We start from the raw sequence: 25,557 nt of genomic DNA, 5'->3' as shown, positions 1-25,557 counted from the left end.
CCGGGCCCTCGCGGAACGCTAATGCAGGAACGCCGGCGCCATCTCATGCTGCAGGATGGCCGCGACGGCGAGCTCGGCATTCGGAGCCGCGCCGATCGGCTGGCCATCCGCGCCATGGATCGCCACGGCGTGCACGCCATTGACCACGACCGGGCGCAGATAGGCGATCTCACCCGTGCCGAAGCGCGCCCAATCGGCCAGGGAAAGCTGCTTGAGGGAGACCGCCGCGCCCGCCGGGGCGCTGGTGCCATCCGTGCTGTTGTTGCGGTTCATCTTCTCTCTCCTGTTCGCGGGTCCAGGATGGCCCCCGCTTTGGCGCCCGCGGGGCTCAGCCCCGGTTGGCGCGCCCTTCGACAACGGGCTTCGCCACCCCGTTGACCTTGGTCGCCGGCGCGGCCGGCTGCCCGGCCCCGCCATTGATCTGGATGGTCCGCACCCTGACCTCGGGCTGCGGCCGGCGCAGATCCACATGCAGCAGCCCGTTGTCGAGCCAGGCGCCCTCCACCTCGATCCCTTCCGCGAGCACGAAGGCGCGCTGGAACTGGCGAGCGGCGATGCCGCGATGCAGGAACACGCGACCCTCCGAATCGTCCCGCTGCCGCCCGCGGATCACCAGCTGGTTATCCTCCTGCGTGATCTGCAGGTCCTCCATGGCGAAGCCCGCCACGGCCAGGGTGATGCGCAGCCGGCTCTCGGCGATCTGCTCGATATTGTAGGGCGGGTAGCCATCGGCACTCTTCGCCACCCGGTCGAGCATCTGTTCCAGATGATCGAAGCCGAGGAAGAGCGGCGAGCCGAAAACCGATGGACGCGACATGCGGAGAGGCCTCCTCATCCAGAGCGAAGCGTTGCGAGGGGACCCGAAGCACCCCCTCACGGCTGGGAATGTTGTCGGCCTGGGCATCGGTTGCAAGGGGTGGAGCGCGGGGTCTATGTCCCCGCCATGCCCGACGCCGCCGCCACCGACACCCTGCCCATCCTGCTGGTTCCCGACCCCCGGCTGCGCGCCAAGGCCCGCCCGGTGGCCGCTGGCGATGCCGACCAGGTGCGGGCGCTGGCGCCGCGGATGTTGGACGCCATGTACAAGGCCCCCGGCATCGGCCTGGCCGCGCCGCAGGTGGGGGCGGGGCTGCGGCTGGTCGTCATCGACCTGCAGAAGGAGGACAAGCCGGCGCCGATGGTGCTGGTGAATCCGGAGGTCGTCGCCGCTTCCGAGGAGCTGGCGGCGCGGGAGGAAGGCTGCCTCTCCCTGCCCGGCCAGTATGCCGAGGTGACGCGCCCGGCCCGGGTGAAGGTGCGCTGGCAGGAGCTGGACGGGACGCGGCGGGAGATCGAGGCGGACGGGCTGCTGGCCACCTGCCTGCAGCACGAGATCGACCATCTGAACGGCGTGCTGTTCGTGGACCATATCAGCCCGCTGAAGCGGAACATGCTGCTGCGCAAGCTGGCCAAGGACCTCAAGGCCAAGGCGCGGGAGTGATGGCGCGCGGCGCCCCTCCCTCCCCTGGGTCCCGGCGGCGGCGCGGCAGGCGCTCCGTCTGCAAGGGGCGCGCGCCGTGAGGCTCGCCTTCATGGGCAGCCCGGATTTCGCCGTGCCGGCGCTGCGCGCCCTGCATGCGGCGGGGCATGAGATCGCCGCCGTCTATTGCCAACCCCCCCGCCCGGCGGGACGGGGGCAGAAGGAGCAGCCCTGCCCGGTCCATCGCGCCGCGCTGGCGCTGGGGCTGGAGGTCAGGACGCCGGCCCGGCTGAAGCGGGATGCGGCGGAGCACGCCGCCTTCGCGGCGCTGGGGCTGGAGGTGGCGGTGGTCGCCGCCTATGGCCTCATCCTGCCGCCGGCAATGCTGGAGGCGCCGAGGATCGGCTGCCTGAACATCCACGCCTCGCTGCTGCCGCGCTGGCGCGGGGCGGCGCCGATCCAGGCGGCGATCCTGGCGGGGGATGCCGAGAGCGGCGTCACCATCATGCGCATGGAGGAAGGGCTGGATACCGGCCCGATGCTGCTGCGGGAGGCGGTGCCGCTCGGCCCGCGGATGACGACGCCGGCGCTGCATGACGCGCTGGCCGAAATCGGCGCGCGCCTGATCCTGCGGGCCCTGGCGGAGCAGCCGCCCCAGGTGCCGCAGCCTGAGGACGGCGTGACCTATGCGCCGAAGCTGAGCAAGGCGGATGGGAAGCTGGACTGGTCCCTGCCCGCCCCGGCGCTGGATGCCCGGGTGCGGGCGCTGAATCCCTGGCCCGGCACCTTCTTCCAGCACCAGGGCGAGGCCATCCGCCTGCTGGAGGCCGAGCCCGCCGAGGGCGCCGGCCCGCCCGGCACCATGCTGGATGCGGCCGGGCTGGTGGCCTGCGGCACGGGCGCGCTGCGGCTGAAGCGGCTGCAGCGGCCGGGGCGCGGGCCGCTGGCGGTGGGGGACTTCCTGCGCGGCTTCCCGCTGCCGCCGGGCAGCGTGCTGGGCTGATGCCGCTCTACGCGCTGACGCTGGAGTATGACGGCGGGCCTTTCGTCGGCTGGCAGCGGCAGGAGAACGGCCTCTCCGTCCAGCAGGTGCTGGAGGAGGCGGCGGCGAAGCTGAATGGCGGCGTGCCGCCCCTGGCGGTGGCCGCCGGCCGCACCGATGCCGGGGTGCATGCCGAGGGCCAGGTGGCGCAGATCGAGATCGCGCGCGAGATCCCGCCCGACCGGCTGCGGGAGGCGCTGAATTTCCACAGCCGGCCGCATCCCGTTTCCGTGCTGCGGGCGGCGCTGGCGCCGGAGGGGTGGAATGCCCGCTTCTCCGCGGTGCGGCGCGGCTATCGCTACCGCATCCTCAACCGCCGCGCCCGGCCGGCGCTGGAGGAAGGCCGCGTCTGGCACGTTCAGCACCCTCTCGACGTGGCGGCGATGCATGCGGCGGCGCAGAGGCTGCTGGGCAAGCATGATTTCTCCGCCTTCCGCGCGGCCGCCTGCCAGGCGAAGTCCGCCATCCGCACCCTGGACCGGCTGGACGTGGCGCGCCACGGGAACGAGGTGGTGATCACCGCCGAGGCGCGCAGCTTCCTGCACCACCAGATCCGCAACCTGGCAGGCACGCTGTTCGAGGTGGGGATGGGCCGGCGGGGCGAAGCCTGGCCGCGGCAGGTGCTGGACGGGCGGGACCGGACCAAGGCAGGGCAGACGGCGCCGGCGGAGGCGCTGGTGTTTGCGTTCGTGAGATATGAGCCGGAATTGGCGTGGTGTGATTGAGGGAGGGCGCTGCCCTCCCCCGAACCCCCACCCGCCCAGGGCCGAAAGGCCCTTGGAACCCTTGAGTCGGCAGGTTGAATCCGCGAGGCCCAAACTCCCGGTTTCCAAAGGCCGTTCGGCCTTTGGCGGAGGGAGCCCGAGGGAGGCCGAGCCTCCCTCGGCCAGTCACAGCACCGGCGACTTCCTGTGCCAGTCCGTCACCCGCTGGAACGCATCCCCCGCCCGCAGCACGGTGGCCTCCGCGAAGGGCCGCGCCGCCAGTTGCAACCCCACCGGCAGGCCCCGGTCGTCGAAGCCGCAGGGCACGCTCAGGGTCGGCAGGCCGAGGTAGTTGAAGGGCCGCGTATTGGCCGAGACCGCCATGAAGCGTGACCAATTCGCCGGATCGGCGTCGATATCCGTCTCCGCCAGCGTCGGCACCCGGGTCCGCAGCGTCGGCGTCGCGACGATATCGAAGCCGGTCAGCGCCTCCGCCACGAACTGCTTCAGCAGCGGTCCGCGCCGCGACAGCGCCTCGATGTAGAGATGCCCCGGAATGGCGAAGCCGCCATAGATCCGGCTGCTGAGATGGATGGCGTAGTCGCCCGGGTATTCCCGCATCCAATTGGCATGGATGGCCGGGCTTTCCGTGCGGCTGACCAGCGAGACATAGGCGGCGACCGCCTGCATGCTCGGCGCCTTCACCCGCGTGATGCTGGCGCCGCGATCGGCCAGCACCTTCAATGCGTCCTCGAAGGCCGCGACCACCGGGGCATCGGCGCCATCGAAGAAGTAGCTCTCGCAGACCGCGATCCTCAGCCCCTTGATGTCCCCAGTCAGCGCCGCCTCGTAATCCGGCACGTCTTCCGGCGCGCTGGTCGGGTCCTTCGGGTCCTGGCCCGCCGTCACCTTCAGGAAGCGCGCCGCGTCGCGCGCCGTGCGCACCAGCGGCCCGACATTGTCGCAGGAGAAGGAGAGCGGCATGACGCCGTGCCGCGAGACCCGCGTCTGCGTCGCCTTCAGCCCCGTCACGCCGCAGATGGTGGCCGGCAGGCGGATGGAGCCGCCGGTATCGCTGCCCAGCGCCGCGGTGAAGAATCGCGCGGCGACGCCGGCGCCGGAGCCCGAGGAGGAGCCGCCCGTGCAGTAGGCAAGGTCCCACGGGTTGTGGCAATGGCCGAAATGCGCGTTGTGGCCGGTGGGGTTCTGGGCGAACTCCGCCATGTTCAGCGTGCCCATGTCGATGGCGCCCGCCGCGTCCAGCCGCTCCAGCACCGTCGCCGTCACCTGCGGCACGAAATCCTTCCGGATCCTGGAGCCGCAGGTGCTGACCTTGCCGGCGCGGTAGTACATGTCCTTGTGCATCATCGGCGCGCCGGCCAGCGGGCCGAGGGCGGTGCCGCCAGCGCGCGCCTTGTCCTGCGCCGCGGCGGCTGCCAGCGCTGCCTCCCGGTCCAGGCGGATGACGCTGTTGACCTTGGCGTCATGCGCATCGATGCGCGCGAGGCAGGCGCGGACCATCGCCTCGGCCTTGATGTCGCCGGCGGCGAAGGCATCCGCCGCCTCGGTCATGGACAGTTCGGCGAGGTCGGAACTGACTGGGGCGTTCATTGGCCGGGCTCCCTGCATTCGCGCAGCGCCGCCTCGAAGCTGCTTGGCTCATCCTCGAACACCATGGTGCCGCGCAGCGCCGCCAGCTCCTCCATCAGCCCGGCGAAATCCGCCAACCCGTGCCGGGCCGCGGCGTTCGGCACCGAAACGCCGCTCCAGCGGCGGATCGCCTCCATCATCGGCACGACAAACTCCGGTTCGACCGGCATCTGCTCCCCCTTTCGGCAATGGCGCCCGATCCTGGCGCCCCTACGCCGGGGGTAGCAAGCGGCGTGCCCGCGTGGCAGCCTGTCCCGCAACGAAGGGGGAAATCGGCCCATGAAGGTCACCGGGGTCACCTGCCACGTCCTGCAGGCGAAGGTGGATAAGCCCTTCGTCTCGGCCCGCGGCTGGGTCTATGCCACCCGCTCCTCCTGCATCGTCGAGATGACCACCGATGAGGGCATCACCGGCTGGGGCGAGTGCTACGGCCCCGCGGCGGTGAACAAGACGCTGATCGAGACGCAATACGCTCCCCGCGTGATCGGCCGCGACCCCTTCGACGTGGAGGTGGTGTGGGAGGATCTCTACAACCGCGTCAAGGATTACGGCGCCCAGGGCTTTGCCATCACCGCCCTCTCCGGCATCGACATCGCGCTCTGGGACATCATGGGGCGCGCGGCGGGGAAGCCGATCCACAAGCTGCTCGGCGGCGCCTATCGCAGCTCCGTCCAGGCCTATGCCACCGGCCTCTACTTCATCGACATGGACCGGCTGGTGGAGGAGGCGGTGGAGGAAGCGCTGGAGTACAAGGACCAGGGCTTTCGTGCCATCAAAATGAAGATCGGCCTGGGCGACCCGAAGCTCGACTACCGCCGCGTGGCGGCAGTGCGGGAGGCGATCGGGCCCGATGTGGCGCTGGCGGTGGATGCCAACCACTGCTTCAGCGTGCCGCAGGCCATCCGCCTGGGGCGGATGCTGGAGAAGCTGGACCTGCTGTGGTTCGAGGAGCCCATCTCGCCCGAGGACCATGCGGGCTATGCCGAGGTGACACGGACGCTCGACATGGCGGTGGCGGGCGGCGAGAACGACTTCACCCGCTGGGGCTTCCGCGACATCATCGCGCAGAAGGCCATGGATATCGTTCAGCCGGATGTCTGCGCCGCCGGCGGCCTCTCCGAGATGAAGAAGATCGCCACCCTGGCCTCCGCCTTCGGGGTGGAATGCGTGCCGCATGCCTGGGGCAGCGCCATCGGCCTGGCGGCAACGGTGCAGTTCCTCGCGGCGCTGCCGGACCAGCCGCCAGCCTTCCGCCCCATGCCGCCCATGCTGGAATTCGAGCAGACGCCAAACCCGCTGCGCGACCTTCTGGCCACGGTGCCGATCACCCAGCACCAGGGCATCGTGCAGGTGCCGCAAGGCCCGGGGCTGGGGATCGAGATCGACCGCGAGGTCCTGGCCCGGTTCAAGACGGCCTGACCCTTCGTGAGAGGGGCTCTGCCCCTCTCACACTCTCCCCGCAAAGGGCCGAAAGGCCCTTTGAACCCACCAGTTTGGAGCTTGCTTGTTCATGCAGGTCGTTCTCACCGAACCTATCGAACCCGGCGGCATGGCGGTGCTGCGGCAGGCGGGGCTCGACATCGTCGAAGGCCCGGGCGGGGAACAGAGCCCGGACCAGCTCCGCGCCCTCTGCCGCGGCGCACATGCCGTGATCGTGCGACAGAAGCTTCCCGATGATCTTGCCAGCACCTGCCCGAATCTGCTGGTCGCGGCGCGGCATGGCGTCGGCGTCGATCTCATCCCGGTGGAGAACTGCACGGCCAATGGCGTGCTGGTCACCAACGTCCCCGGCGCCAATGCGGATGCGGTGGCGGAATTCGTCGTCGCCCAGATGCTGGCCGCGGCGCGGCGCGTCGAGACCATGAGCCGCGTGCATCTGGAGGAAGGCTGGAAGCCCGGCCGCGCCATCGCCGGCAGCGCGACGGAGCTGCGCGGCCGTACTCTCGGCATCGTCGGCGTCGGCGCCATCGGCACCAGGCTGGCCGAGATCGCCCATCACGGCTTCCGCATGCAGGTGCTGGGCTTCCAGCGGCGGCGGGAGGCGCTGCCGCCCTTCGTCGAATACGCCGCCCTGCCGGAGCTGTTCTCCGGCAGCGACTACATCGCCCTCGCCTGCCCGCTGACACCGGAAACCAGGGGTCTCGCCTCCGCCGCGCTGATCCGCAGCATGAAGCCGAGCGCCTGGCTGATGAACGTCTCCCGCGGCGCCGTGGTGGAGGAGGAGGCGCTGGTCGCCGCGCTGCGCGAGGGCGCCATCGGCGGCGCGGCGCTGGATGTCTATGCGGTGCAGCCGCTCGGCGCCCAGCACCCCTTGCGGAAATGCCCCAACGCCATCCTCTCGCCGCATGTCGCCGGCCTCTCCCGCGAGAGCGCGGCGAAGATGAGCCAGGTGGCGGCGGAGGAAGTGGTCCGCGTGCTGCGCGGCGAACGCCCGCTGAATCTCATCAACCCCGAGGCCTGGGAGGGGAGGCGGCGGCCATGAGGATCACCAGCGTCCATGGCACCTGGGTCAGCGTCCCCATCCCACCGGAGCGCCAGCATCTCTCCGATTACGGCAAGCAGCCCAGCTTCGACAGCGTCATCATCCGCATCGAGACCGATGTCGGCATCATCGGCTGGGGCGAGGCCAAGGCCGGCGTCGCCAGCACCGCCGCCTGCGGCGGCCTCGCGGCCATCATCAACCGCGACCTGGCACCGCTGCTGCTGGGCGAGGATCCGCGCGACCTCTCCCGGCTCTGGGACGTGCTCTACAACGTGCCGCGCCAGGGCTTCGCGCTGGATCGCGGCCATGTCTTCCCGGCCCTCGGCCGCCGCGGCCTCTCCATCTCGGCAATCGCCGGCATCGACATCGCCCTCTGGGACATTCTCGGCAAATCGCTGAACGCCCCGGTCTGGCGCCTGCTCGGCGGCCGCCGGGCCGAACGCATGCCGGCCTATGCCTCGGGCGGCTGGGCGCCGGAGGAGCGGATCGGCGAGCAGCTCCTCGGCTATGTGAAGCAGGGCGGCTTCCGCGCCGTGAAGATGCGCGTCGGCAGCATGGACGGGCCGGTGGCGCGCTCCGCCGCCAGGGTCCGCGCCGCCCGTGCCGCGCTGGGGCCGGAGATCGGCCTCGCCGCCGATGCGCATGGCACCTGGACCGTCTCCGAGGCCAAGACCTTCTGCCGCATGGTGGAGGATTGCGACCTGATGTGGTTCGAGGAACCCGTCACGGCGGATGACAAGCAGGGCCAGGCGGAGGTCCGCCGCAGCAGCGCCGTGCCCATCAGCAGCGGCGAGAGCGAGTTCACCCGCCACGATTTCCGCGAGCTGGCGGAGCTGCGCGCCGCCGATGTGCTGCAGCCGGACCTCGCCATCGCCGGCGGCATCACCGAAGGCGTGCGGATCGGCGCCATCGCCAGCGCCTTCAACCTGCGCCTCGCGCCGCATCTCTGGTCGGGTGCGCCCGCCTTCGCCGCCGGGCTGCACCTCGCGGCCAGCCAGAGCGCCGGCTTCATCCTGGAATACAGCCTCGGCCACAACCCGATGCTGCATGACCTGATCGAGGAGCGCTTCCCCGTCGAGGATGGCTACGTCGCCGTCCCGGACCGGCCCGGCCTCGGCATCACGGTGAAGGAGGGCTTCCTTCAGCAATACGGGCAACCCTGACGGGCCCGGCCCAGACCATCACGGGGAGGAACAACGAGAATGAAGCGCCTGCTCTTCGCCCTGCTGCTCCTGCTGGCCGCCTTGCCGGCGCGGGCGCAGGACTTCCCAAGCCGCGATGTCCGCATCATCTGCGGCTTTGCCCCGGGCGGCACCTGCGATCTGCTGACCCGCCTGCTGGCCGAGCACCTCTCGCCGATCTTCAAGGTGAATGTGGTGGCGGAGAACCGCACCGGCGCCTCCGGCATGATCGCTGCCGACACGGTGGCGAAAGCCGCGCCGGATGGCCACACGGTCGGCCTCGCCACCATGGCCATGCACACCATCCTGCCGGTCATGCCCGGCATCCGCATGCCCTTCGACGTGGACCGGGACCTGACACCCATCGCCAATGTGGCGAATATCTACAATGTCCTGGTCGCCAACCCGAACGGCCCCTTCCGCACCATCCCGGAGCTCATCGCCTATGCCAAGGCGAATCCCGGCAAGCTCAGCTATGCCAGCGCCGGCAATGGCAGCAGCCAGCACCTGGCTGCCGAGCTCTTCCTGCGCCAGGCGGGGATCGAGCTGCTGCATGTCCCCTATCGCGGCGGGGCACCCGCCATCGTCGATATCGTCGCCGGCCGCACCGACATGATGTTCGGCAACCTGCCGGAATTCATGGGCCAGATCCGCGATGGCGGGTTGCGCGCCGTGGCCTTCGGCGCGCCGCGCCCCAGCCCGCTGCTGCCGGGCGTGCCAATGATCTCCGCCACCCTGCCGGAGTTCTCCGTGCGCAACTGGTTCGGCATCGCCGGGCCCGGAAAACTGCCGAAGCCGGTGCTGGACCGCTGGGTCGCCGCGCTGCGCCAGGTGGCGGCGGATCCGGTCTTCCAGCGCCGCATGGTGGAGAACGGCATGGAGGTGATCGTGGACGATCCGGACAGCTTCGCCTCGACCATCGCCCAGGACCGGCAGCGCTGGGGCGAGGTCATCCGCCAGGCCAATATCCGCGCCGATTGAAACGATTCCGGCACGAGGCGCAGAATGGCGGGGCCCTTGGAGTCGCCGCCATGCTGCGCCTTGCCGTCGCCGCCGCCCTCGGCCTTGCCCTGCTTGCCCCATCCCGGGCCGCGGCGGAAAGCCGCCCGGCGCGGGAACCAACCGCGGCGCAGCTCGCGGCGCGGGAGCGGATGCGGGCCTGCAATGCCGAGGCGCGGCAGCAATCCCTGCGCGGCGACCCGCGCCGGGACTTCATGCGCCAATGCCTGTCGCAGCGCCGCGCGCGGCCGTCCTAGAGCAGATCGCGTTCAGATGGAATCATTTGAACGCGTGAAGATGCTCGCAAAACAACGGCCTGGAGCATGCGGCGTGAGAGCAAGCGAACGCAGCATGCTCTAGCTCTCCCTGCCAAGGAGGTTGTCGCGCCCCGGGGCCGCATGAAGGCGCCCCCGGCCAGCAGCCCCCTCACCTCCCCCGCCGCCGCCCTGCCTCGGACAGCGCCTCGCAGCGATTGTTTTCGCCGACGCCGAGCTGGATGGTCGGCAGCAACGCCAGCGGCGGAAAGAGCACGCCGAGCCCGGCCGCCGCCCCGGCCCGCGCCGCCAGCTCGCCGACCGCGGGGCGGATGGAGGGTTCCTTGAACCGCCCGGTGATACCGATGGGCGTGGGCAGGGAACCGATGGTGAAGCGCTTGCTCTCGGTCTTCATCCAGAGGTCGAGGGTCTCCCGCGCCAGCGAGGCCTCGCCGCCGCCGCTCACCAGATAGCTGTCGGTATCCAGCAGCAGTGTCTGCACCGAGAGCTGCCCGCGCCGCAGGCCGAAATCCCCGATCAGGCACTCGATCTCCGTCCGCGCCGGGATGCCGAGGGCGGAGAGCAGCGCATTGCCGAATTGCAGGCCGGAAAGATCGACCAGCAGGGCGGAAAGGTTGCCGCCCACCGTCACCACCGTCAGCGCCCCGTCGCCCCGCCCCAGCAACTCCGCCAGCGACCGTCCGGTGGAATCGATCCGCCCCACCCCGCCCAGCGTGCCGGCCCCGCCCGCCCCGGCCGCCTGCATGAGGCGGGAAATATCGACGCGCCGCAGCTCGATCTCCGCCTGGGCCCTGAGCGCGCCATTCTCCTGCGGCGTCAGCGTCGCGGTGGTGCCGATGCCGCCCTGGCCGATGCCGAAGCGCAGCGGGCGCAGCCGGATCACGCCATCATCGATATCGAGCCGCATCTCCATGCTGTCGAAGGGCATTCCCCGGCCCTTGATCTGGGCGGCGCGGTAGCGGAGATGGATATCGGCGAAGCGCAGCCGCGGTACGCTGACCGGCGTATCCGGCAGCAGCCGCGGGCTCGCCTCCTCCCGCGCCGCCTGCCGCCTCTGCTCCCGCGTGGCACCTGGCGTGTCGGCCTGCACCGGCGTGGTGCCGATGAAGCCGCCGAGATCCGCCAGGTCCACGCTGCGGGAGGCGAGGTCGGCGGCCAGCACCGGCCGCTCCCCGCCCGGGGTGATGGCGAAGGCGCCGTTCAGGTCGCTGTTGCCGAGCTTCCCGGCCACCTCGGTGAAGCGGAAGGCGCCTTCCTCATGGGCGTAGTCCAGCTTGCCGGTCACCCGGAAGGGCGGGGTGGGCGGGATGGGCACGCCGACCAGCGGCGTCAGCCGCGCCATGTCCGGGCCGGCGAGATCCAGCCGCAGATTCGCCCCGCCGAAGGCCAGCGGGTCCTGCAGCGTGCCCTGAAGGTTCACGCGGGTCGGGCCGTTCGCCAGGCGCAGTTCCACCGGCCAGGGCTGGTTCGGATCCCGCAGGTTGAGAATGGCGCCGCCGCGCAACTCCGCCGTGATGGGCTGCGCGGCATAGGTGCCTTCGGCGCGGGCCAGCAGCCGGGGCGGCTCGCCCTCCGGCTCCTCGGTGGCAAGCGCGACGGTGAAATCCGCCTTCAGCCCGGCCAGCAGCGCATGCACCCGCGCATCCCGCAGGATCAGCGCGCCGATCAGCGGCGGCGGGCCGCCGCTCCCGGCCTCGCTGGCGGGGAAGCTGTAGTTGTTCCTGCCGTCCTCCTGCGCGCGCAGCGCGACCTGCGGCTGCTCCAACGCCACCGAGGGGATGACGAGGCTGCGGTCGCGCAGGAAAGCCATGGCATCCAGCGCCACGCGCAGCTTCGGCACCGCGGCCAGCGGCCGGTCCGCATCGAAGCCCGGCGGGTTGCCGATCTCCAGCCCTTCCAGCGTCACCGTGGTGGTCCGGCCCAGCGACACATGCAAGTGCTGGATGGTCACCGGGCGGCCGAGCGCGGCGCTGGCCTGCGCCTCGGCGATCGGAATCAGCCAGTCCCAGCGGAACAGCAGGGCCAGCAAGAGCAGCAGCGCCAGCGGCACCCCCAGCCCTACCGCCCATTTCCGTCGCCTCGACCAGCCTTGCCGCTGCGCCATCGCTCCCGGCCTCCCGCCGGAAAAGCGCCGCAGGGGCGCAAGGGTTCAGCGCGGCGGCAGCTCCGGCGCCAGCTCCCCGCGATGCGCCATCACCGCCTGCCCCGTCAGGTTCCAGGTGGCGATGCCGGCGGCCAGCGCCGCCTCGGTCAGGGCCTTCGCACCCATGCCTCCCTCCTGCGGGAGAGGCCGGCAGGCTCGCGTCAGGCGATCTCGCGCACCAGCTTGGCGCGCAGGGCGCGGGCGATGTCGCGCCGGTCCGCCGCCGTCGCCACGAAGGCGCCGGGGCCGCCGATCACTTCGCGCCGGTAGGTCTCGGCCAGGGGCTCGCCGCGGGTCACCTGACCGGTGCCGGCGACGGCCAGGGCGTTGATCCGGATGCCCGCCGCCACCGCCGCATCCCGCACCTCCGACGCCCGGCGGTGGGAGCGCATGTCGGGCCCGTCGCCCGAGAGGTCGATGACCCGTTCCGCCGCCTGAAAGGGCGCGGCCTGCAGCAGCCGGATGCAATGGTCCAGCGCATCGCCGATGGCGTTGTAGCTCTGCGGGCTGCGCGGCGCGGCCAGCACCGCCTCGGCCAGCGCGCGGGCGGAGGCGGCATCGGCCAGGCGCATCCAGGGCACCACCGTCTCCGCCCCGCCCGGCGCACCCCATTCCACCATGGCGACGCCGACCGCCCCGCGCGGCCGGGACTGCACAGCGGCGAGGACGGAGGGGTGGGAGAGCGCCTCGGCATAGCCCTCCCGCTGCAGCCGGAACTCGTCGGCATCGATGGAGCCGGAGGCATCCACCGCCAGCACCAGCAGCAGATCCAGCTCCGGCGCCTGGGCCGTGGCGGGGGTGGCGGCCCAGGGGGCGATGATGCCGGCCGGCATGGCGAGGAGGCGGCGACGTTGCATCGAGGGCTCCGCGGCAGAACGCCGCCAGAGTGGCGGCAAAGCCCCCCGCCGCCAAGGCTTGGCGGGGCGCCGCGCCCGGCGCATCCTCCGCCCGCAAGGGAAGGGACGCGCCATGCCGAGCCGCACCATCGAGGGATATGAGCTGAGCTACGCCGAATCCGGCGCCGGGGATCCGGTGGTGCTGGTGCATGGCACGCTGGGCGACCAGCGGAGCTGGGCGCGGCAGATGGAGCCGCTCGGCGAGCGCTACCATGTCATGGCGCTCTCCATGCGGCATTGCTGGCCCGGCGACTGGACCGAAGGCGGCGATTTCACCATCGACCGGCACGTGGCCGACGTCGCGGCCTTCATCCGCAGCCTCGGCGCCGACAAGGTGCGGCTGGTCGGCCATTCCCGCGGCGGCCACATCGCCTTCCGCGTGGCGGAGCGGCATCCGGAGCTGCTGCGGGCGCTGGTGCTGGCGGAGCCGGGCGGCGAGCTGGATGAGAGCCTGGGCGGCAAGCCCGCCGCCGGGCGCCAGGCCGGTGCCTTCGCCGAAGCCGCGGCCATGGTCGCCGCCGGCGACGAGGAGGGCGGGCTGAAGCGCGTGGCGGAGCACACCGGCGGCCCCGGCGCCTGGGAGCGCCGGCCAGAGGAGCGCAAGGTCATCTCCCGCGCCAATGCCCGCACCCTGCTGGGCCAGGCGAACGAGAAGCGCTCCCCCTATTCCCGCGCCGCGGCCGAGGCGATCCGCATCCCCACCCTGCTGGTGGTCGGCGAGAAGACACTGCCCAATTTCGTCGCCATCGCCGATGCGCTGCAGAAGACCATCCCCGGGGTGGAGCGGGTCGGCATCCCGAATGCCGCGCATTCGATGAATTACGACAACCCGGGCGCCTTCAACGCGGCGGTGATGGAGTTCTTCTCCCGGCACTGACCGGCCGATCCCCGCCCGGCGCCCCCCAGCCGATCGCATTGCCTCCCGGTGCCGGGCGGCACCTCAACCCTGCCCGGGCAGGACACGGGACCGGGGGCGGACCTCCCGCACCAGGCTCGGCGGCCGGGGCACCTGGCCGGCCGCCGAGCCCGGACGCGAGGCGGGGTCGTCCTCCGGCGGCGGCACCGCCACGGGCGCATCCTGCCGCCGCAGCGGCAGGGTCAATTCGCAGCGCAGCCCGTCGGCCAGCCAGAGCCGCTCCAGCCTCCCGCCGAGCTGCCCCTCCGCCGTCTGCTGGATGACGCGGGAGCCGAAGCCGCGCCGCGCTGGCGCCGCGGCGATCAGCGGGCCGCCGGTCTCCCGCCAGATCAGCGTCAGCTCGCGCCCGCCCGGCTCCAGCCGCCAGTTCACCGTCAGCAGCCCGCCCGGCGCCGAGAGCGCGCCGTATTTCACCGCATTGGTCGCCAGCTCGTGCAGCGTCATGCAGAGCGGCTGCACCGCCCCGGCCGGGATGGTCAGCGCCGGGCCGATCAGCAGGGCGCGCGGCGCGCCGACGCTCTCCGGGCTGAGGAAGGGTTCCAGCTCCCCCTCCACCAGCCGGCGCAGCTCCGCCCCCTCCCAACGGCGCTGCGCCAGGGCGGTCTGCGCCCGGGCCAGGGCGGCGACCCGGCCCTCGACGATCCGCACCAGCTCCGCCGGGGTCTCGGCGCGGGAGAGGCGGAGCGCGGCCTGCACCACCGCCAGGGCGTTCTTCGCCCGGTGATCCACCTCCCGCATCAGCAGCAGGCCGCGCGCCTCGGCTGCCTTGCGGTCGGTAATGTCCATGGCGATGCCGACCAGCCGCACCAGCCGTCCGCCATCGAAGCGAAGCCGGCCCGACAGGGCGATCCAGCGCTCCCTGCCGTCCGCAAGGCCGATGACGCGCAGCTCGGCCTGGTAGACGCCGTCCCCCTCCGGCGCCATGGCCCGGCGCAGCGCCGCCCGGCGCCGCCCCCGGTCCTCCGGGTGGATGGCCGCGACGAAGCGGCGGCGCGTCACCTCCTCCCCCTCCGGCAGGGACCAGAGGACGCGCATCCGGGCGTCCCAGGTCACCTTGCCGGTCACATAGTCGTAGTCATAGATGCCGAGCCCGGCCGCCTCCTGCGCCAGGCGCAGCCGCTCCTCGCTGGCGGCCAGCGCCGTCTCCGCCCGGCGCCGTCCGGTGATGTCGAGGCAGACGCCGCGGATGCGCGCCGGCAGCGGCCCGGCGGCGGGATCGGCCTCCGCCTCGCCGCGGGAGAGCAGCCAGTGCTCCGAGCCGTCCGGCCAGAGCACGCGGAACTCCGTGGCGAAGGCCCCGCCCTGCCGGGCCAGGCGACGATGCTCCTCCACCACCCGCAGCACATCCTCCGGGTGGATCTTCGTCAGCATGGTGGCGAAGTCGAAGGGCGCCCCCGGCGGCAGGCCGAACAGGCCCGGCAGCGCCGGATCGGTGCCGACCAGCCCGTGGTGGTCGATCTCGAAGGCGACGACGCCGCTCGCCTCCTGCGCCCGGCGCAGGCTGGCCTCGCTGCGCGCCACGCTCCGCTCCACCCGGCGCAGCGCAGTGAGGTCGGAGCGGGTGCTGACGAAGCCGTTCGGCTCGCCGGTCAGCGGATCATAGCGATAGGTCCACTGCGCCGCGACGATCAGCGGGGTGCCGTCCTTGCGGCGCTGGCGCAGCTCCCCGTGCCAGTTCCCGTCGCGCGCGATGGCGGCGTCGATCGCCGCCATGCCGCCCGGCGGCAGCTCCGTCTGCAGCACCTCCCGCGCCCGGCGGCCAAGCACCTCCTCCCGGGTCCAGCCATAGAGTCGCTCGCAGCCGGCGGACCAGTGGAGGATGCGCCCCTCCAGATCGGCGATCATGCTGGGCGAGAGGTCGAGCGCATCCGTCACTTCGCGCAGCGCCGCGGTGCGCTCCGCCACCCGGGCCTCGAGGCTGGCGTTGGCGGCGATAAGCTGCCCCTGATGCTGGCGGACCAGCAGGCCGAGGCCGAGCAGGGCGAGGCTGGCGGTGAGGCCGAGGCCGAATTGCGGCAGGACCTCCCGCCACCAGAGCGGCAGGATCCCGGCCTCCGGGCGGTAGGCCAGGGCGTAGAGCGGGAAGCCTTCCAGCCGGGTGGCGGCGATATGGAGCAGGCCTTCCGGCCCCTCGACGGTGCCGGCACGGCGCCGCGCCCCTGCCGGGCCGGGCGGCAGGGCGGGCGGCGCCGATGGCGGCTCCCCGGCATTCCAGGCCAGCAGCCCGCCATCCTCCCTGAGCAGAAGGATCGAGGCGCCGGGCGAGGCGACGAATTGCCGCAGCCCCTCCGCCAGGACATCCGGAAAAACCGAGAGGTTGACGACGCCATCGAAGCTGCCGGGCGGCAGACGGTTGCCTGACTCCGACCGGCGACGGCTGACGGCGAAGAAGGCACGACCGTCCAGCCGGCTGGCATGCAGCCGGCTGATATGCACCGCCGGCGCGTCCGGCCGCTGCATCTCCAGGAAGAAGTCGCGATCCGCCGCGCTCGGCTGGCCCGGCGCCGGCAAGGGCCGGGAGGCGACGAGCGGCGCCCCGTGGCGGTCCAGGATGAAGCAATTCTCCGCCTGGGGCAGCTCGGCGACCAACGCCCGGAGCTCCGCCCGCAGCTCCCGCTCCCGCGCCACGATCTCGGCATCCGAAAGCCCGGCGATCAGCGCATCCACCTGCCGCGCCGCCAGGGCATAGGCCACCAGCACGCGCATGCCGTATTCCGCCGCCGCATCGGCGCTGCGGGTGAGCTCCACCCGCGCCTCCCGCCGCACCCCCTGCCAGGAGCGCCAGGCGCCGGCAGCCGCCACGACCAGCGGCAGGGCGACGATCACCGCGAGCAGTAGCGGGCCCAGGCGCCAGGGCGTCGCCATGGGCTCCTGGGGGGGCTCAGGGCCCGATGGCTGCATCAAACTCCCACTCCGCCCGGGAGGCCGGGCCTTGCGCCGCCATCCCGGCCCCGCGGGGTGCGGGGTCCGGACCGACGGCCTTGCTCCTGTTCCATGGCCTGCTGCCGCCTCCGGCCCCGGATGACGCCCGGGGCGCCGAGGAGCAGGACACCGGCCTGACATCCGCCGGCCTGCCGGCCCTGTGGCCGGGCAAGGCCCGGCCTTTCAGGACAGAACAGGCTGGAAAGGTTTCCAATTGCCTGCCGCCCCCTGCTGGTCCGGGGTGGCATCTGGGCGTCGGCAACGCACGCTGCCGTGCAGCACGAATTGATCCCATCCGGAGCCGATCCAATCGGAACAGTTCTCGATGCACAGAAACGTGACTATTGCAACTTAGCGAGGCAGGCAACGCAGCATACCGGCCTGGCCGAGGACCGGAGCGGGCCGCGTGCCCTCCGGACAGGCCTGCTGGTGGCGGTCGGGCGGTGGCAGGCCGGCATCCCAGCCGGCGCTGCCCCCGCCACCGGCGGGCCCGGCAGCCGGGCCGGACGGCAACGGCCGCGCTGGCCGGGCACGGGTGCCCCGCCATGCGGGCAGAGGAAGCGGCGGGCCGCCTCCAGACCCGCTTCCCGCTGCGCCGCGGCGATGGCCGGGGCAGCCGCCAGGGCCAGGCCGAGCAGCAGGATGGACGGCCGACGCGCCGGCAGCCTACACCAGCGCCGCAACGATGCCCCCTCCCCCGCCAGCAGCGGAACCATCCGGATGTCCGAGACCACTCTCCTCACCACGCGGCAAAGCCGGCGCTCCTTCGGGATCGGCGGCATGCTGCTGGGCGTGCTGCTGCTGGGCCTGCCCTTCCTCGGGCGGCAGCGCATCACCCTGACCAATGAGCGGATCATCGTGGAGTCCGGCTTCTGGAACAAGCTGCGGGACGATGTCGAGGTGTTCCGCATCCGGGACGTGGTCTCGGCGCGGAGCCTCACCCAGCGGCTGCTCGGCATCGGCGACGTGGTGGTGAAGGCGGCGGAGGGGCGCGGGCCGGAGGAGGTGATGGTGCTGAAGGGCATCCCGGACCCGGTCGGGGTCAGCGAGGCGATCCGTGATGCCTGGAACCGCAGCGCCCGGCCGCGCGGGCCGGCCATGTCGGTGGACTGAGCCCTCCTCGCGCAGCCGCTTCGCGGCTTCCCGAAAGGCGGAACCGGCACGCTCCGGGGCCGCTTGCGCCGCGGTGACGCGGAGCGGCGCCCATGCCGCTGCGTGGCGGCTTCGCGCGCCTTGTGGAGGATGCCGCGCCGCTGCATTTCCGGCACCGCCAGGGCGCAGGACTCCTCAAGCGGCTTCGGGGGATGCGGGACCATCAGGTCGAGGCCGTCGCAGGCTCCGCCCTCAAGCCAGTCCTGCCTGCGGTCGACGATCATCGCCGGCGCGCCGACCCGGAGCTGGTGGCGGAGCGAGATGCCGGGATCGCGGGCGGTTTGGCGGATGGTGCGGTTTCAGCGCCGTGGCGGGCGCCGCCAGCGGCGAGGATCGCAAGCGGTGCTGTTCGGCGGCACCCCGGGGTTGGGCGTATCGGCAGGCAGGCAGGCAGGCGCTGCGCGGCCATGCACAAGGCCGCCGCCCGGCGATCCTGCCCCGGCCGATCGCCGATCCGTCCGGCTCAAGCTGCCGCCAGGCGCTGCCCATGTCGCCTTGGCTTGCTGCGAAGGCCAGGCTGGAGTGCAATCCGCATGCCGCGGGCCGCCACTGCAAGGCATGTGGCTTGCTACGCCACGCGGCGCGCCGCCGGCGCCGCCGCCTGCCGATGGAGTGAATGCGAATGCCCCCTTCCCCCCGCCAGATGCATCTCGGCGTCTTCGTCCTCGGCACCGGCAACCATATCGCCGGCTGGCGCTACCCGGGCGCGGCGCAGAGCTTCGAGGATCTTTCCGTGATCCAGGAGATCGGCCGCATCGCGGAGCGGGGGAAGTTCGACCTCATCTTCCTCGGCGACAACCTGGCCAGCGAGCCCGGCATGCATCCGAGCTTCGCCGCGCGCTTCGAGCCGCTGACCATGCTGGCAGCGCTGGCCGTCACCACCACCCATGTCGGCCTCGGCGCCACCGCCTCCACCACCTATGCCGAGCCCTACAATGTGGCGCGGATGTTCGCTTCGCTTGATCATCTCTCCGGTGGCCGCGCGGCCTGGAACGCGGTGACGAGTTCCGGCGGCAAGGCGGCGGAGAATTTCGGCCGCATCCATCCGGAGCACGATGCGCGCTACGAGGTGGCGGAGGAGTTCGTCGATGTCGTCCGCGGCCTCTGGGATTGCTGGGACGATGGCGCGGTGGTGCGGAACCATGAGACGGGGCAGTACATCGACCCGGCCAAGGTGAAGCCGCTGAACCATGCGGGCAAGTTCTTCAAGGTGAAGGGTCCGCTCCCCACCAGCCGCACGCCGCAGGGCCAGCCCATCATCCTGCAGGCCGGCTCCTCGGAGCCCGGCCTCAACCTCGCCGCCCGCACCGCCGATGTGGTCTTCGCCGTGGTGCAGGACATGGCGGAGGCGCAGGCCGGCTATCGCTCCCTGAAGGAGCGCATGCCGCGCTTCGGCCGGCAGGGCGCCGAGATCGCCGTGCTGCCAGGCATGATGCCGGTGATCGGCCGCACCGAACGCGAGGCGCGGGACAAGCTGAACCTGCTGCAGTCCTTCGTGAACCCGGCCAATGCCCGCTCCATGCTGGCCTCCCGCATGGGCATGGATGTCTCCGGCTTCCCGCTGGATGAGCTGGTGCCGAAGGACTTCCCGCTGCCCGACACCTCCCACGGCTTCGCCAAGGCGATGCTGGCCAAGGCCTGGCGGGAGGGGATGACCTGGCGGGACATGTTCAACCTGGCCGGCGCCGCGCGCGGCCATTGGGTGGTCTGCGGCACGCCGGTGCAGATTGCCGACACGCTGCAGGAATGGTTCGACAACCATGCCTGCGACGGCTTCAACGTGCTGCCGCCCTATTTCCCCGGCGGCTTCGACGATTTCGTGGATCAGGTCTTGCCCATCCTGCAGGAGCGCGGGCTGTTCCGCGCCGACTACACCGGCCGGACGCTGCGTGAGCATCTCGGCCTGCCAAGGCCAAGGAGCCGCCTGTTTCAATAACCCATTGCGCGCTGCAGCATGGGCCCGCATGCTGCCGCCCCGAGGATGCCAGCGCGACGCACGGCCCCATCGCGACCGCCGGGGGTTGAGACATGCTGCGACGCCATTTCACCGCGGGCCTGACCGCCACCGCCCTGATCCCCGCCCTGCCCGCCAGGGCGCAGGGCGAGAAGGTGCTGCGGGTCGGCATGACCGCGGCCGACATCCCCACCACCACCGGCCAGCCCAGCCAGGGGGCGGAGGGCATCCGCTTCGGCGGCATCACCGGCTATGACGGGCTGACGAATTGGGACCTCTCGCGCGGCGACCAGAAGGCGCGCATCCGTCCCGGGCTGGCGGAAAGCTGGTCCACCGATCCCGCCGACCGCAACCGCTGGACCTTCAGGCTGCGCCAGGGGGTGAAATTCCACGACGGCTCGGAATTCAATGCCGAGGCGGTGGTCTGGAACCTCGACAAGGTGATGAACAAGGAGGCGCCGCAATTCGACAGCGCCCAGGCCGCGCAGGCCGCCACCTTCGTCGCCCCCATCGCCAGCTACCGCGCGGTGGATGGCAGCACGGTGGAGATCATCACCAAGGAGCCGATCGCCAGCCTGCCCTACAAGCTGGTCAGCGTGTTCTTCTCCTCACCGGCGCGGTGGAAGGAGCTGGGCGGGAGCTGGGCGCGCTTCGCCCTCAACCCCTCCGGCACCGGACCATGGAAGTTCGACAAGGTGGCGCCGCGCGAGCGCATCGAGTACGTCCGCAACGCGCAGTACTGGGACAGCGCCCGCATCCCGAAATGCGACCGGCTGGTGGTGATGCCGATGCCGGACCCGCTGACCCGTGGCGCGGCGCTGCTCTCCGGCCAGGTGGACTGGATCGAGGCGCCCTCACCGGACATGATTCCCCGCCTGCGCAATGCGGGGATGAAGATCGTCACCAACCCCTACCCGCATGTCTGGCCCTATCTGCTGAGCGCGCTGCCGGACAGCCCCTTCCGCGATGTCCGGGTGCGCCAGGCGATCAATCTCGGCCTCGACCGCGATGGGCTGGTGGCGCTGCTGGAGGGCACGGCCATGGCGGCCAGGGGGCTGGTGCTGCCGAACGACCCCTGGTTCGGCACGCCGCGCTTCGAGCTGCGCCACGACCCGCGCGAGGCGAAGAAGCTGATGCAGGCCGCCGGCTACGGCCCGCGCAACCCCTGCAATGCGACGCTGCTGATCTCCACCAGCGGCTCCGGCCAGATGCAGCCCCTGCCGATGAACGAGGCGATCAAGCAGGGCCTGGCCGAGATCGGCATCAACCTCCGGCTTGAGGTGCTGGAATGGGAGACGCTGCGCGGCCGCCGGCGCAGCGGCGCTGCGGCGCCGGAGAATCGCGGCATGCATGCGCTGAACAATTCCCTCGGCTCCGCCGAGCCTTCGGCGCTGATCGACGTCTCCTGGTCCAAGCGCAACCCGCCGGTCGGGGTGAATTGGGGCTATTTCGCCGATCCGAAGGTGGATGAACTCGCCGCCCGCGCCGAGGTGGAGTTCGACCCGGAGAAGCAGGACATGCTGCTGGCGGAGCTGCATGCCGCCTGCGTGGATCAGGCGCTCTGGGCCTTCATCGTGCATGACCTCAACCCGCGCGCCATGTCGCCGCGGGTGAAGGGCTTCGTGCAGGCGCAGAGCTGGCAGCAGGACCTGACAACCGTGGAGATCGCCTGATGCAACCCTGCGAACTCACCGCCTCCGACGCGGCCGCGCTGATCCGCGACCGCGAGCTTTCGGTGGAGGAGCTGACCCGCTCCTGCCTCGCCCGCATCGCATCGCGCGATGCCGTGGTGAAGGCCTGGCTGTTCCTCGACCCCGACTTGGCGATCAAGCGGGCGCGGGAGCTGGACAAGCGCGCCGCCGCCGACTGGCCCATGGGCGCGCTGCATGGCCTGGGCTTCGGCGTGAAGGATGTGATCGACACGGCGGACATGCCGACGACGCATAATTCGCCCATCTATGAAGGCTCGCAACCGGGGCGGGATGCCGCCTGCGTCGGCATCGTGCGGGCCTCGGGCGCGCTCATCCTGGGCAAGACGGATACGGTGGAATTCGCCGCCGGCGGGCGGAAGGCGCTCAGCACCAACCCCTTCAATCCGCAACACACGCCGGGCGGCTCCTCCTCCGGCTCCGGCGCGGCGGTGGGGGACTTTCAGGTGCCGCTCGGCTTCGGCACCCAGACCGGCGGCTCGCATATCCGCCCGGCCTCCTTCAACAACATCTACGGGCTGAAGCCCTCCTGGTCCCTGGTCAGCCGGGAGGGGGCGCGGATGAGCAGCGCCACCCTGGACACGGTCGGCTGGTATGGCCGCTGCGTCGCCGATCTGCGGCTGGTGGCGGAATGCTTCCGCCTGCCGGGCCTGGGTGGCCCGAAGCGCAGCGTGAAGGGGCTGCGGATCGGCGTGTGCAGATCCCCCGTCTGGCACTACATCGAGCCCGCCGGTGTCGCCGCGCTGGAAGCCGCGGCGCAGCGCCTGGAGGGCGCGGGCGCGATCGTCGAGGAGCTGGTCCTGCCGCCCGCCTTCGACGGCATGGCGGCGGCGCGGGACCTGATCGCCGCCTATGAGGGCGCGGGGGCCTTCCTGCCGGAGTACCTTTCCTCCCCGCACATCATCCCGCCGGACATCAGGGCGCGGGTCGAGGCGCGCGCCGGCTTCGATGCTGGGAAGCTGCGCGCCGCCTACACCCTGGCCGACCAGTGCCGCGCCACCTTCGACGCGCTGTTCGGCCCGAAGCTGGATGCGGTGCTCACTCCCGCCTCCCCCGGCGATGCGCCGGAAGGGCTGCACACCACCGGCGATGCCATCTTCAACGGCATCTGGACGCTGCTGCAGGTGCCCTGCCTCGGCATCCCCTGCATCCGCAGCGCCCGCGGCCTGCCGGTCGGCATCCAGCTTGTCGGCCCGCGCTTTGCCGATGCGGCGCTGATCGAGATTGCCGAGGCCTGCGCCCCAGTGATCGACGCCGAGCCCGACTGGGCGCGCAAGACCCTGTTCGCCTGAGAGGAAGGGAGGAACGCCATGGCCGAGACCACGGAAGAGGAGCTGAAGGTGCTGGCCGCCAAGGCTGGGCTGGAGGGGCTGCCGGCGGAATACCGGGCAGAGCTGCTCTCCGCCTACCGACATCTCGAGGTGATGCTCGCCCGCATCCGCCAGGACCGCCCGCAGGCGGATGAGCCGGCGCATGTCTTCGTCGCCGCCACCTTCGCGCGAAAGGCCTGAGCCATGGCGGAGTTCCTCACCATCGCCGAGGCCTCACGCCGCATCGCCGCGCGCGACCTTTCCCCGGTGGAGCTGCTGAACACCTGCCTCGCACGGATCGACGCGGTGGATGCGCAGCTCAACAGCTTCGTCACCCTGACGCGGGAGCGCGCCGTGGCCGAGGCCAAGGCCGCGGAGGCGGAGATCATGGCCGGCCGGTATCGCGGGCCGCTCCATGGCATCCCCTACAATCTCAAGGACATCTACGAGACCAGGGGCATCCGCACCACGGGCCAGTCGAAGACCCTGGCCGACTACGTCCCGGCCGCGGATAGCGATGCGCAGGAGAGGCTTTCCGCCGCCGGCGCCGTGCTGCTGGGCAAGGCGGCCACCTGGGAATTCGCCCATGGCGGCCCCTCCTGGGACGTGCTCTTCCCGCCCTGCCGCAACCCCTGGAACCTGGAGAGGGACCCGGCTGGCTCCTCCTCCGGCTCCGGCGCCTCCATCGCCGCCGGCATGGTGCTGGGCAGCATGGGGTCGGACACCGGCGGCTCCATCCGCGGGCCGGCCGCGGCCAACGGCATTGCCGGGCTGAAGCCCAGCTATGGCCGCGTCTCCCGCCGCGGCGTGCTGCCCAATTGCTTCTCCCACGACCATGCCGGGCCCATGGCGTGGTCCAGCGAGGACCTCGCCATCCTGATGAAGGTGGTCGCCGGCTTCGACCCTGCCGATCCCGGCAGCGTGGATTTGCCCGTGCCGGACTACACCAAGGCGCTGACCGGCGAGGTGAAGGGCCTCACCATCGGCGTCCCCTGGCGCTGGCTGGAGGAGGAGGCGCCGCCCTCCGCCCCCACCCGCGCCGCGCTGGACGCCGCGCTGGAGGTCTTCCGTGCCATGGGCGCCACCATTCGCCCGGTGGAACTGCCGAAGCTGCGCGCCTACGAGGATGCCAAGAAGATCATCGCCATGGCGGAGCTCTACACCATCCATGGTCCGGAACTGCGCCAGCGGCCGGAGCTGTTCGGGGCGAGCCTGCGCTACCGCATCATCGCCGGCGGGCTGATCCGGGCGGAGGACTACATCCAGGCCATGCGCCTGCGCACCGAGCTGGCGCGGGCGATGCAGGCGGTGTTCACGGAGGTGGATCTGATGATGCTGCCGGCGGGCGAGCCGGCGAAGAAGCTGCAGCCCCAGCCGCCGGACAGCCTCTTCACCAAGGTCGGCTACACCACCGCCTTCAACGTCAGCGGCAACCCGGCGCTGGCGCTCTGCATGGGGTTCGACACGGAAGGCATGCCCTTCTCGCTGCAGATCGTCGGCAGGCTGTTCGATGAGGCGACGGTGCTGCGCGCGGGCGACGCCTATGAGAAGGCGACGCCCTGGCGGCAGAAGCGGCCGGCGCTGGTGAGCTGACCGCTCAGCCCACCAGCCGCCATTGCACCAGGGTGTAGGGCGGTGTCGCCGCGTCATGCGGCTCGAACACCGCCTCCACCTCGGCGCCGATCCTCACCTCCTGCAAGGGATCGCCGAGCAGGTTGCCGACCATGCGGATCCTGTCGGCATGCGGCAGCTCCACCAGCACGATGATGTAGGGGCCATGGCCGTTCAGCGCCTGATGCACCGGGTGATGCGGCCGCTGCCAGGACCAGATCCGGCCGCGCGGCGCCACCTCCGCCCAGCCGAGGTCGAAGCTGTGGCAGCGGTGGCAGATCCATTCCGGGCCCCATTGGTGCTTGCCGCAACCCTGGCATTTCTGCACCAGCAGGCGGCCGGCGCGGGTGCCCTCCCAGTAGGGAAGCGTCAGGGGCTCCTGGGCCGGCGCCGGCAGGCCCTCCGGCAGGACGAATTGCGTGCTCACAGGGTGGCCTCCGTGCCGAGGATCAGACTGCTGACGGGGGTGACCATCGGGCCGCCGATGACCATCGCCACCTCCGGGTCCCGCACTTGGTTTCAGGCCGTGCCGCGCAACTGCCGCACTGCCTCATTCACCATCTCAAGCCCGTGCATGTAGCATTCGGCGAGATTGCCGCCGCTGGTGTTCAGCGGCAGCTTGCCGGTGTCGAAGCGGAGATTCTCCGGCACCAGGAATTCATTCGCCTCCTCCGCCTTGACCATGCCGTGCTCGACCATGCCGAGCAGCACGCCGCCGGTGAAATTCTCATAGGCCTGCAGCACGTCCACATCCGCCGGACCGAGCTTCGCCATGGCCCAGAGATTGCGCGCGACCGTCGGAAAATGGGCGGAGGCGTAGTCCGGCGCGTTGTGGACCGGCGCCGCGCTGCGGTGATGCCCGCCCTGGGCGGCGCCCAGGAGATAAGCTGGCCGCTGCTTCAGGTCGCGCGCCCGGTCGGCCGGCACCACCAGCACCGCGGCGGCGCCGTCATTCTCCATGCAGCAGTCGAACAGCCGGTGGAACGGCTCGATGATCCAGCGGGAGGCCTCGTATTTCTCGACGTCGAGCGGCCGGCCCTGCATCACCGCGCGGGGATTGGTCTGCGCATGGAAGTAGGAGGTCAGCGCGATGGCCCGCAGCGCCTCATGCCGGATGCCGTGATCGGTCATGAAGCGGGTGATCTTCATGGC

At 71.5% G+C, this 25,557-nt stretch carries 24 protein-coding genes; 15 read left to right on the top strand and 9 right to left on the bottom strand.

The window, feature by feature from the left end:
• Positions 1 to 18: 18 nt before the first annotated feature.
• Both NJ376_RS11700 and NJ376_RS11695 read right to left on the bottom strand, forming a co-directional pair.
• Positions 19 to 273 carry a DUF1150 family protein gene (locus tag NJ376_RS11700; RefSeq protein ID WP_252953444.1) on the bottom strand — a complete coding sequence of 85 codons (255 nt, stop codon included), beginning with the start codon at positions 271 to 273 and terminating at the stop codon, positions 19 to 21.
• 55 nt (positions 274 to 328) lie between these two features.
• Entirely contained in the window at positions 329 to 817 is a 489-nt protein-coding gene (locus tag NJ376_RS11695; RefSeq protein ID WP_252953443.1) for an Hsp20 family protein, read from the bottom strand.
• Positions 818 to 943: 126 nt separating this feature from the next.
• Here NJ376_RS11695 and def point away from each other — a divergent pair, with 126 nt between their 5' ends.
• The 3 genes from def to truA all read left to right on the top strand — a co-directional run bounded on the left by def (position 944) and on the right by truA (position 3,226).
• Positions 944 to 1,480: a peptide deformylase gene (def, locus tag NJ376_RS11690; protein ID WP_252953517.1), complete on the top strand. Its 537-nt coding sequence runs from the start codon at positions 944 to 946 to the stop codon at positions 1,478 to 1,480.
• Positions 1,481 to 1,556: 76 nt separating this feature from the next.
• Positions 1,557 to 2,462 (top strand): methionyl-tRNA formyltransferase, encoded by a 906-nt coding sequence (gene fmt, locus NJ376_RS11685; RefSeq protein ID WP_252953442.1) that lies wholly within the window; start codon positions 1,557 to 1,559, stop codon positions 2,460 to 2,462.
• On the top strand, positions 2,462 to 3,226 hold the full coding sequence (gene truA, locus NJ376_RS11680) for a tRNA pseudouridine(38-40) synthase TruA (protein WP_252953441.1): 765 nt from the start codon (positions 2,462 to 2,464) through the stop codon (positions 3,224 to 3,226). Before fmt ends, truA begins: the two co-directional genes overlap by 1 nt.
• Before the next feature lie 165 nt (positions 3,227 to 3,391).
• Here the strand turns inward: truA and NJ376_RS11675 are convergent, their stop codons facing one another.
• Positions 3,392 to 4,816 carry an amidase gene (locus tag NJ376_RS11675; RefSeq protein WP_252953440.1) on the bottom strand — a complete coding sequence of 475 codons (1,425 nt, stop codon included), beginning with the start codon at positions 4,814 to 4,816 and terminating at the stop codon, positions 3,392 to 3,394.
• Positions 4,813 to 5,025, bottom strand: a complete 213-nt coding sequence (locus tag NJ376_RS11670; protein ID WP_252953439.1) for a hypothetical protein — start codon at positions 5,023 to 5,025, stop codon at positions 4,813 to 4,815. The genes NJ376_RS11675 and NJ376_RS11670 overlap by 4 nt, the downstream gene beginning before the upstream one ends.
• Positions 5,026 to 5,134: 109 nt before the next feature.
• Between NJ376_RS11670 and NJ376_RS11665 the strand changes: the two genes are divergently transcribed.
• The 5 genes from NJ376_RS11665 (at position 5,135) to NJ376_RS11645 (ending at position 9,774) form a co-directional block, all read left to right on the top strand.
• Positions 5,135 to 6,274 carry a mandelate racemase/muconate lactonizing enzyme family protein gene (locus tag NJ376_RS11665; RefSeq protein ID WP_252953438.1) on the top strand — a complete coding sequence of 380 codons (1,140 nt, stop codon included), beginning with the start codon at positions 5,135 to 5,137 and terminating at the stop codon, positions 6,272 to 6,274.
• Between the two features lie 91 nt (positions 6,275 to 6,365).
• On the top strand, positions 6,366 to 7,337 hold the full coding sequence (locus NJ376_RS11660) for a hydroxyacid dehydrogenase (RefSeq protein ID WP_252953437.1): 972 nt from the start codon (positions 6,366 to 6,368) through the stop codon (positions 7,335 to 7,337).
• On the top strand, positions 7,334 to 8,500 hold the full coding sequence (locus tag NJ376_RS11655) for a mandelate racemase/muconate lactonizing enzyme family protein (protein ID WP_252953436.1): 1,167 nt from the start codon (positions 7,334 to 7,336) through the stop codon (positions 8,498 to 8,500). The genes NJ376_RS11660 and NJ376_RS11655 overlap by 4 nt, the downstream gene beginning before the upstream one ends.
• Positions 8,501 to 8,539: 39 nt before the next feature.
• The gene (locus tag NJ376_RS11650; protein ID WP_252953435.1) at positions 8,540 to 9,499 is read left to right on the top strand and encodes a Bug family tripartite tricarboxylate transporter substrate binding protein; all 960 of its coding nucleotides are present in this window, start codon (positions 8,540 to 8,542) and stop codon (positions 9,497 to 9,499) included.
• Positions 9,500 to 9,549: 50 nt separating this feature from the next.
• On the top strand, positions 9,550 to 9,774 hold the full coding sequence (locus NJ376_RS11645; protein WP_252953434.1) for a PsiF family protein: 225 nt from the start codon (positions 9,550 to 9,552) through the stop codon (positions 9,772 to 9,774).
• A gap of 169 nt (positions 9,775 to 9,943) precedes the next feature.
• Here NJ376_RS11645 and NJ376_RS11640 read toward each other — a convergent pair whose 3' ends face one another.
• Together NJ376_RS11640 and NJ376_RS11635 are read right to left on the bottom strand one after the other, a co-directional pair.
• Positions 9,944 to 11,896 carry an AsmA family protein gene (locus NJ376_RS11640; protein WP_252953433.1) on the bottom strand — a complete coding sequence of 651 codons (1,953 nt, stop codon included), beginning with the start codon at positions 11,894 to 11,896 and terminating at the stop codon, positions 9,944 to 9,946.
• A gap of 200 nt (positions 11,897 to 12,096) precedes the next feature.
• Positions 12,097 to 12,792, bottom strand: a complete 696-nt coding sequence (locus tag NJ376_RS11635; protein ID WP_252953432.1) for a DUF1194 domain-containing protein — start codon at positions 12,790 to 12,792, stop codon at positions 12,097 to 12,099.
• A gap of 112 nt (positions 12,793 to 12,904) precedes the next feature.
• Between NJ376_RS11635 and NJ376_RS11630 the strand changes: the two genes are divergently transcribed.
• On the top strand, positions 12,905 to 13,708 hold the full coding sequence (locus tag NJ376_RS11630) for an alpha/beta fold hydrolase (protein WP_252953431.1): 804 nt from the start codon (positions 12,905 to 12,907) through the stop codon (positions 13,706 to 13,708).
• Positions 13,709 to 13,771: 63 nt separating this feature from the next.
• Here the strand turns inward: NJ376_RS11630 and NJ376_RS11625 are convergent, their stop codons facing one another.
• A complete protein-coding gene (locus NJ376_RS11625; protein ID WP_252953430.1) occupies positions 13,772 to 16,612 on the bottom strand; it encodes a PAS domain-containing protein in 2,841 nt (946 codons plus the stop codon).
• A gap of 777 nt (positions 16,613 to 17,389) precedes the next feature.
• On the opposite strand from NJ376_RS11625, the gene NJ376_RS11620 reads away from it, so the two are divergent.
• The 6 genes from NJ376_RS11620 to NJ376_RS11595 all read left to right on the top strand — a co-directional run bounded on the left by NJ376_RS11620 (position 17,390) and on the right by NJ376_RS11595 (position 24,387).
• Entirely contained in the window at positions 17,390 to 17,782 is a 393-nt protein-coding gene (locus NJ376_RS11620) for a PH domain-containing protein (RefSeq protein ID WP_252953429.1), read from the top strand.
• A 661-nt stretch (positions 17,783 to 18,443) separates the two neighbouring features.
• Positions 18,444 to 19,757, top strand: coding sequence for an LLM class flavin-dependent oxidoreductase (locus NJ376_RS11615; protein WP_252953428.1), 1,314 nt, complete (start codon positions 18,444 to 18,446; stop codon positions 19,755 to 19,757).
• Between the two features lie 92 nt (positions 19,758 to 19,849).
• Positions 19,850 to 21,448 carry an ABC transporter substrate-binding protein gene (locus NJ376_RS11610; protein WP_252953427.1) on the top strand — a complete coding sequence of 533 codons (1,599 nt, stop codon included), beginning with the start codon at positions 19,850 to 19,852 and terminating at the stop codon, positions 21,446 to 21,448.
• Positions 21,448 to 22,776 carry an amidase gene (locus tag NJ376_RS11605; RefSeq protein ID WP_252953426.1) on the top strand — a complete coding sequence of 443 codons (1,329 nt, stop codon included), beginning with the start codon at positions 21,448 to 21,450 and terminating at the stop codon, positions 22,774 to 22,776. Before NJ376_RS11610 ends, NJ376_RS11605 begins: the two co-directional genes overlap by 1 nt.
• A gap of 18 nt (positions 22,777 to 22,794) precedes the next feature.
• Entirely contained in the window at positions 22,795 to 22,995 is a 201-nt protein-coding gene (locus tag NJ376_RS11600; RefSeq protein WP_252953425.1) for a hypothetical protein, read from the top strand.
• Positions 22,996 to 22,998: 3 nt separating this feature from the next.
• A complete protein-coding gene (locus NJ376_RS11595) occupies positions 22,999 to 24,387 on the top strand; it encodes an amidase (protein ID WP_252953424.1) in 1,389 nt (462 codons plus the stop codon).
• 4 nt (positions 24,388 to 24,391) lie between these two features.
• On the opposite strand, the gene NJ376_RS11590 is transcribed toward NJ376_RS11595, so the two are convergent.
• Entirely contained in the window at positions 24,392 to 24,832 is a 441-nt protein-coding gene (locus tag NJ376_RS11590) for a Zn-ribbon domain-containing OB-fold protein (RefSeq protein ID WP_252953423.1), read from the bottom strand.
• 92 nt (positions 24,833 to 24,924) lie between these two features.
• Positions 24,925 to 25,557 (bottom strand): thiolase C-terminal domain-containing protein (locus NJ376_RS11585; protein WP_408906680.1); only part of this gene is annotated, 633 nt, incomplete at its 5' end.

Source organism: Siccirubricoccus soli, assembly GCF_024178315.1.
GTDB lineage: Bacteria > Pseudomonadota > Alphaproteobacteria > Acetobacterales > Acetobacteraceae > Siccirubricoccus > Siccirubricoccus soli.
This window is presented reverse-complemented; position numbering and strand designations above follow the sequence as displayed.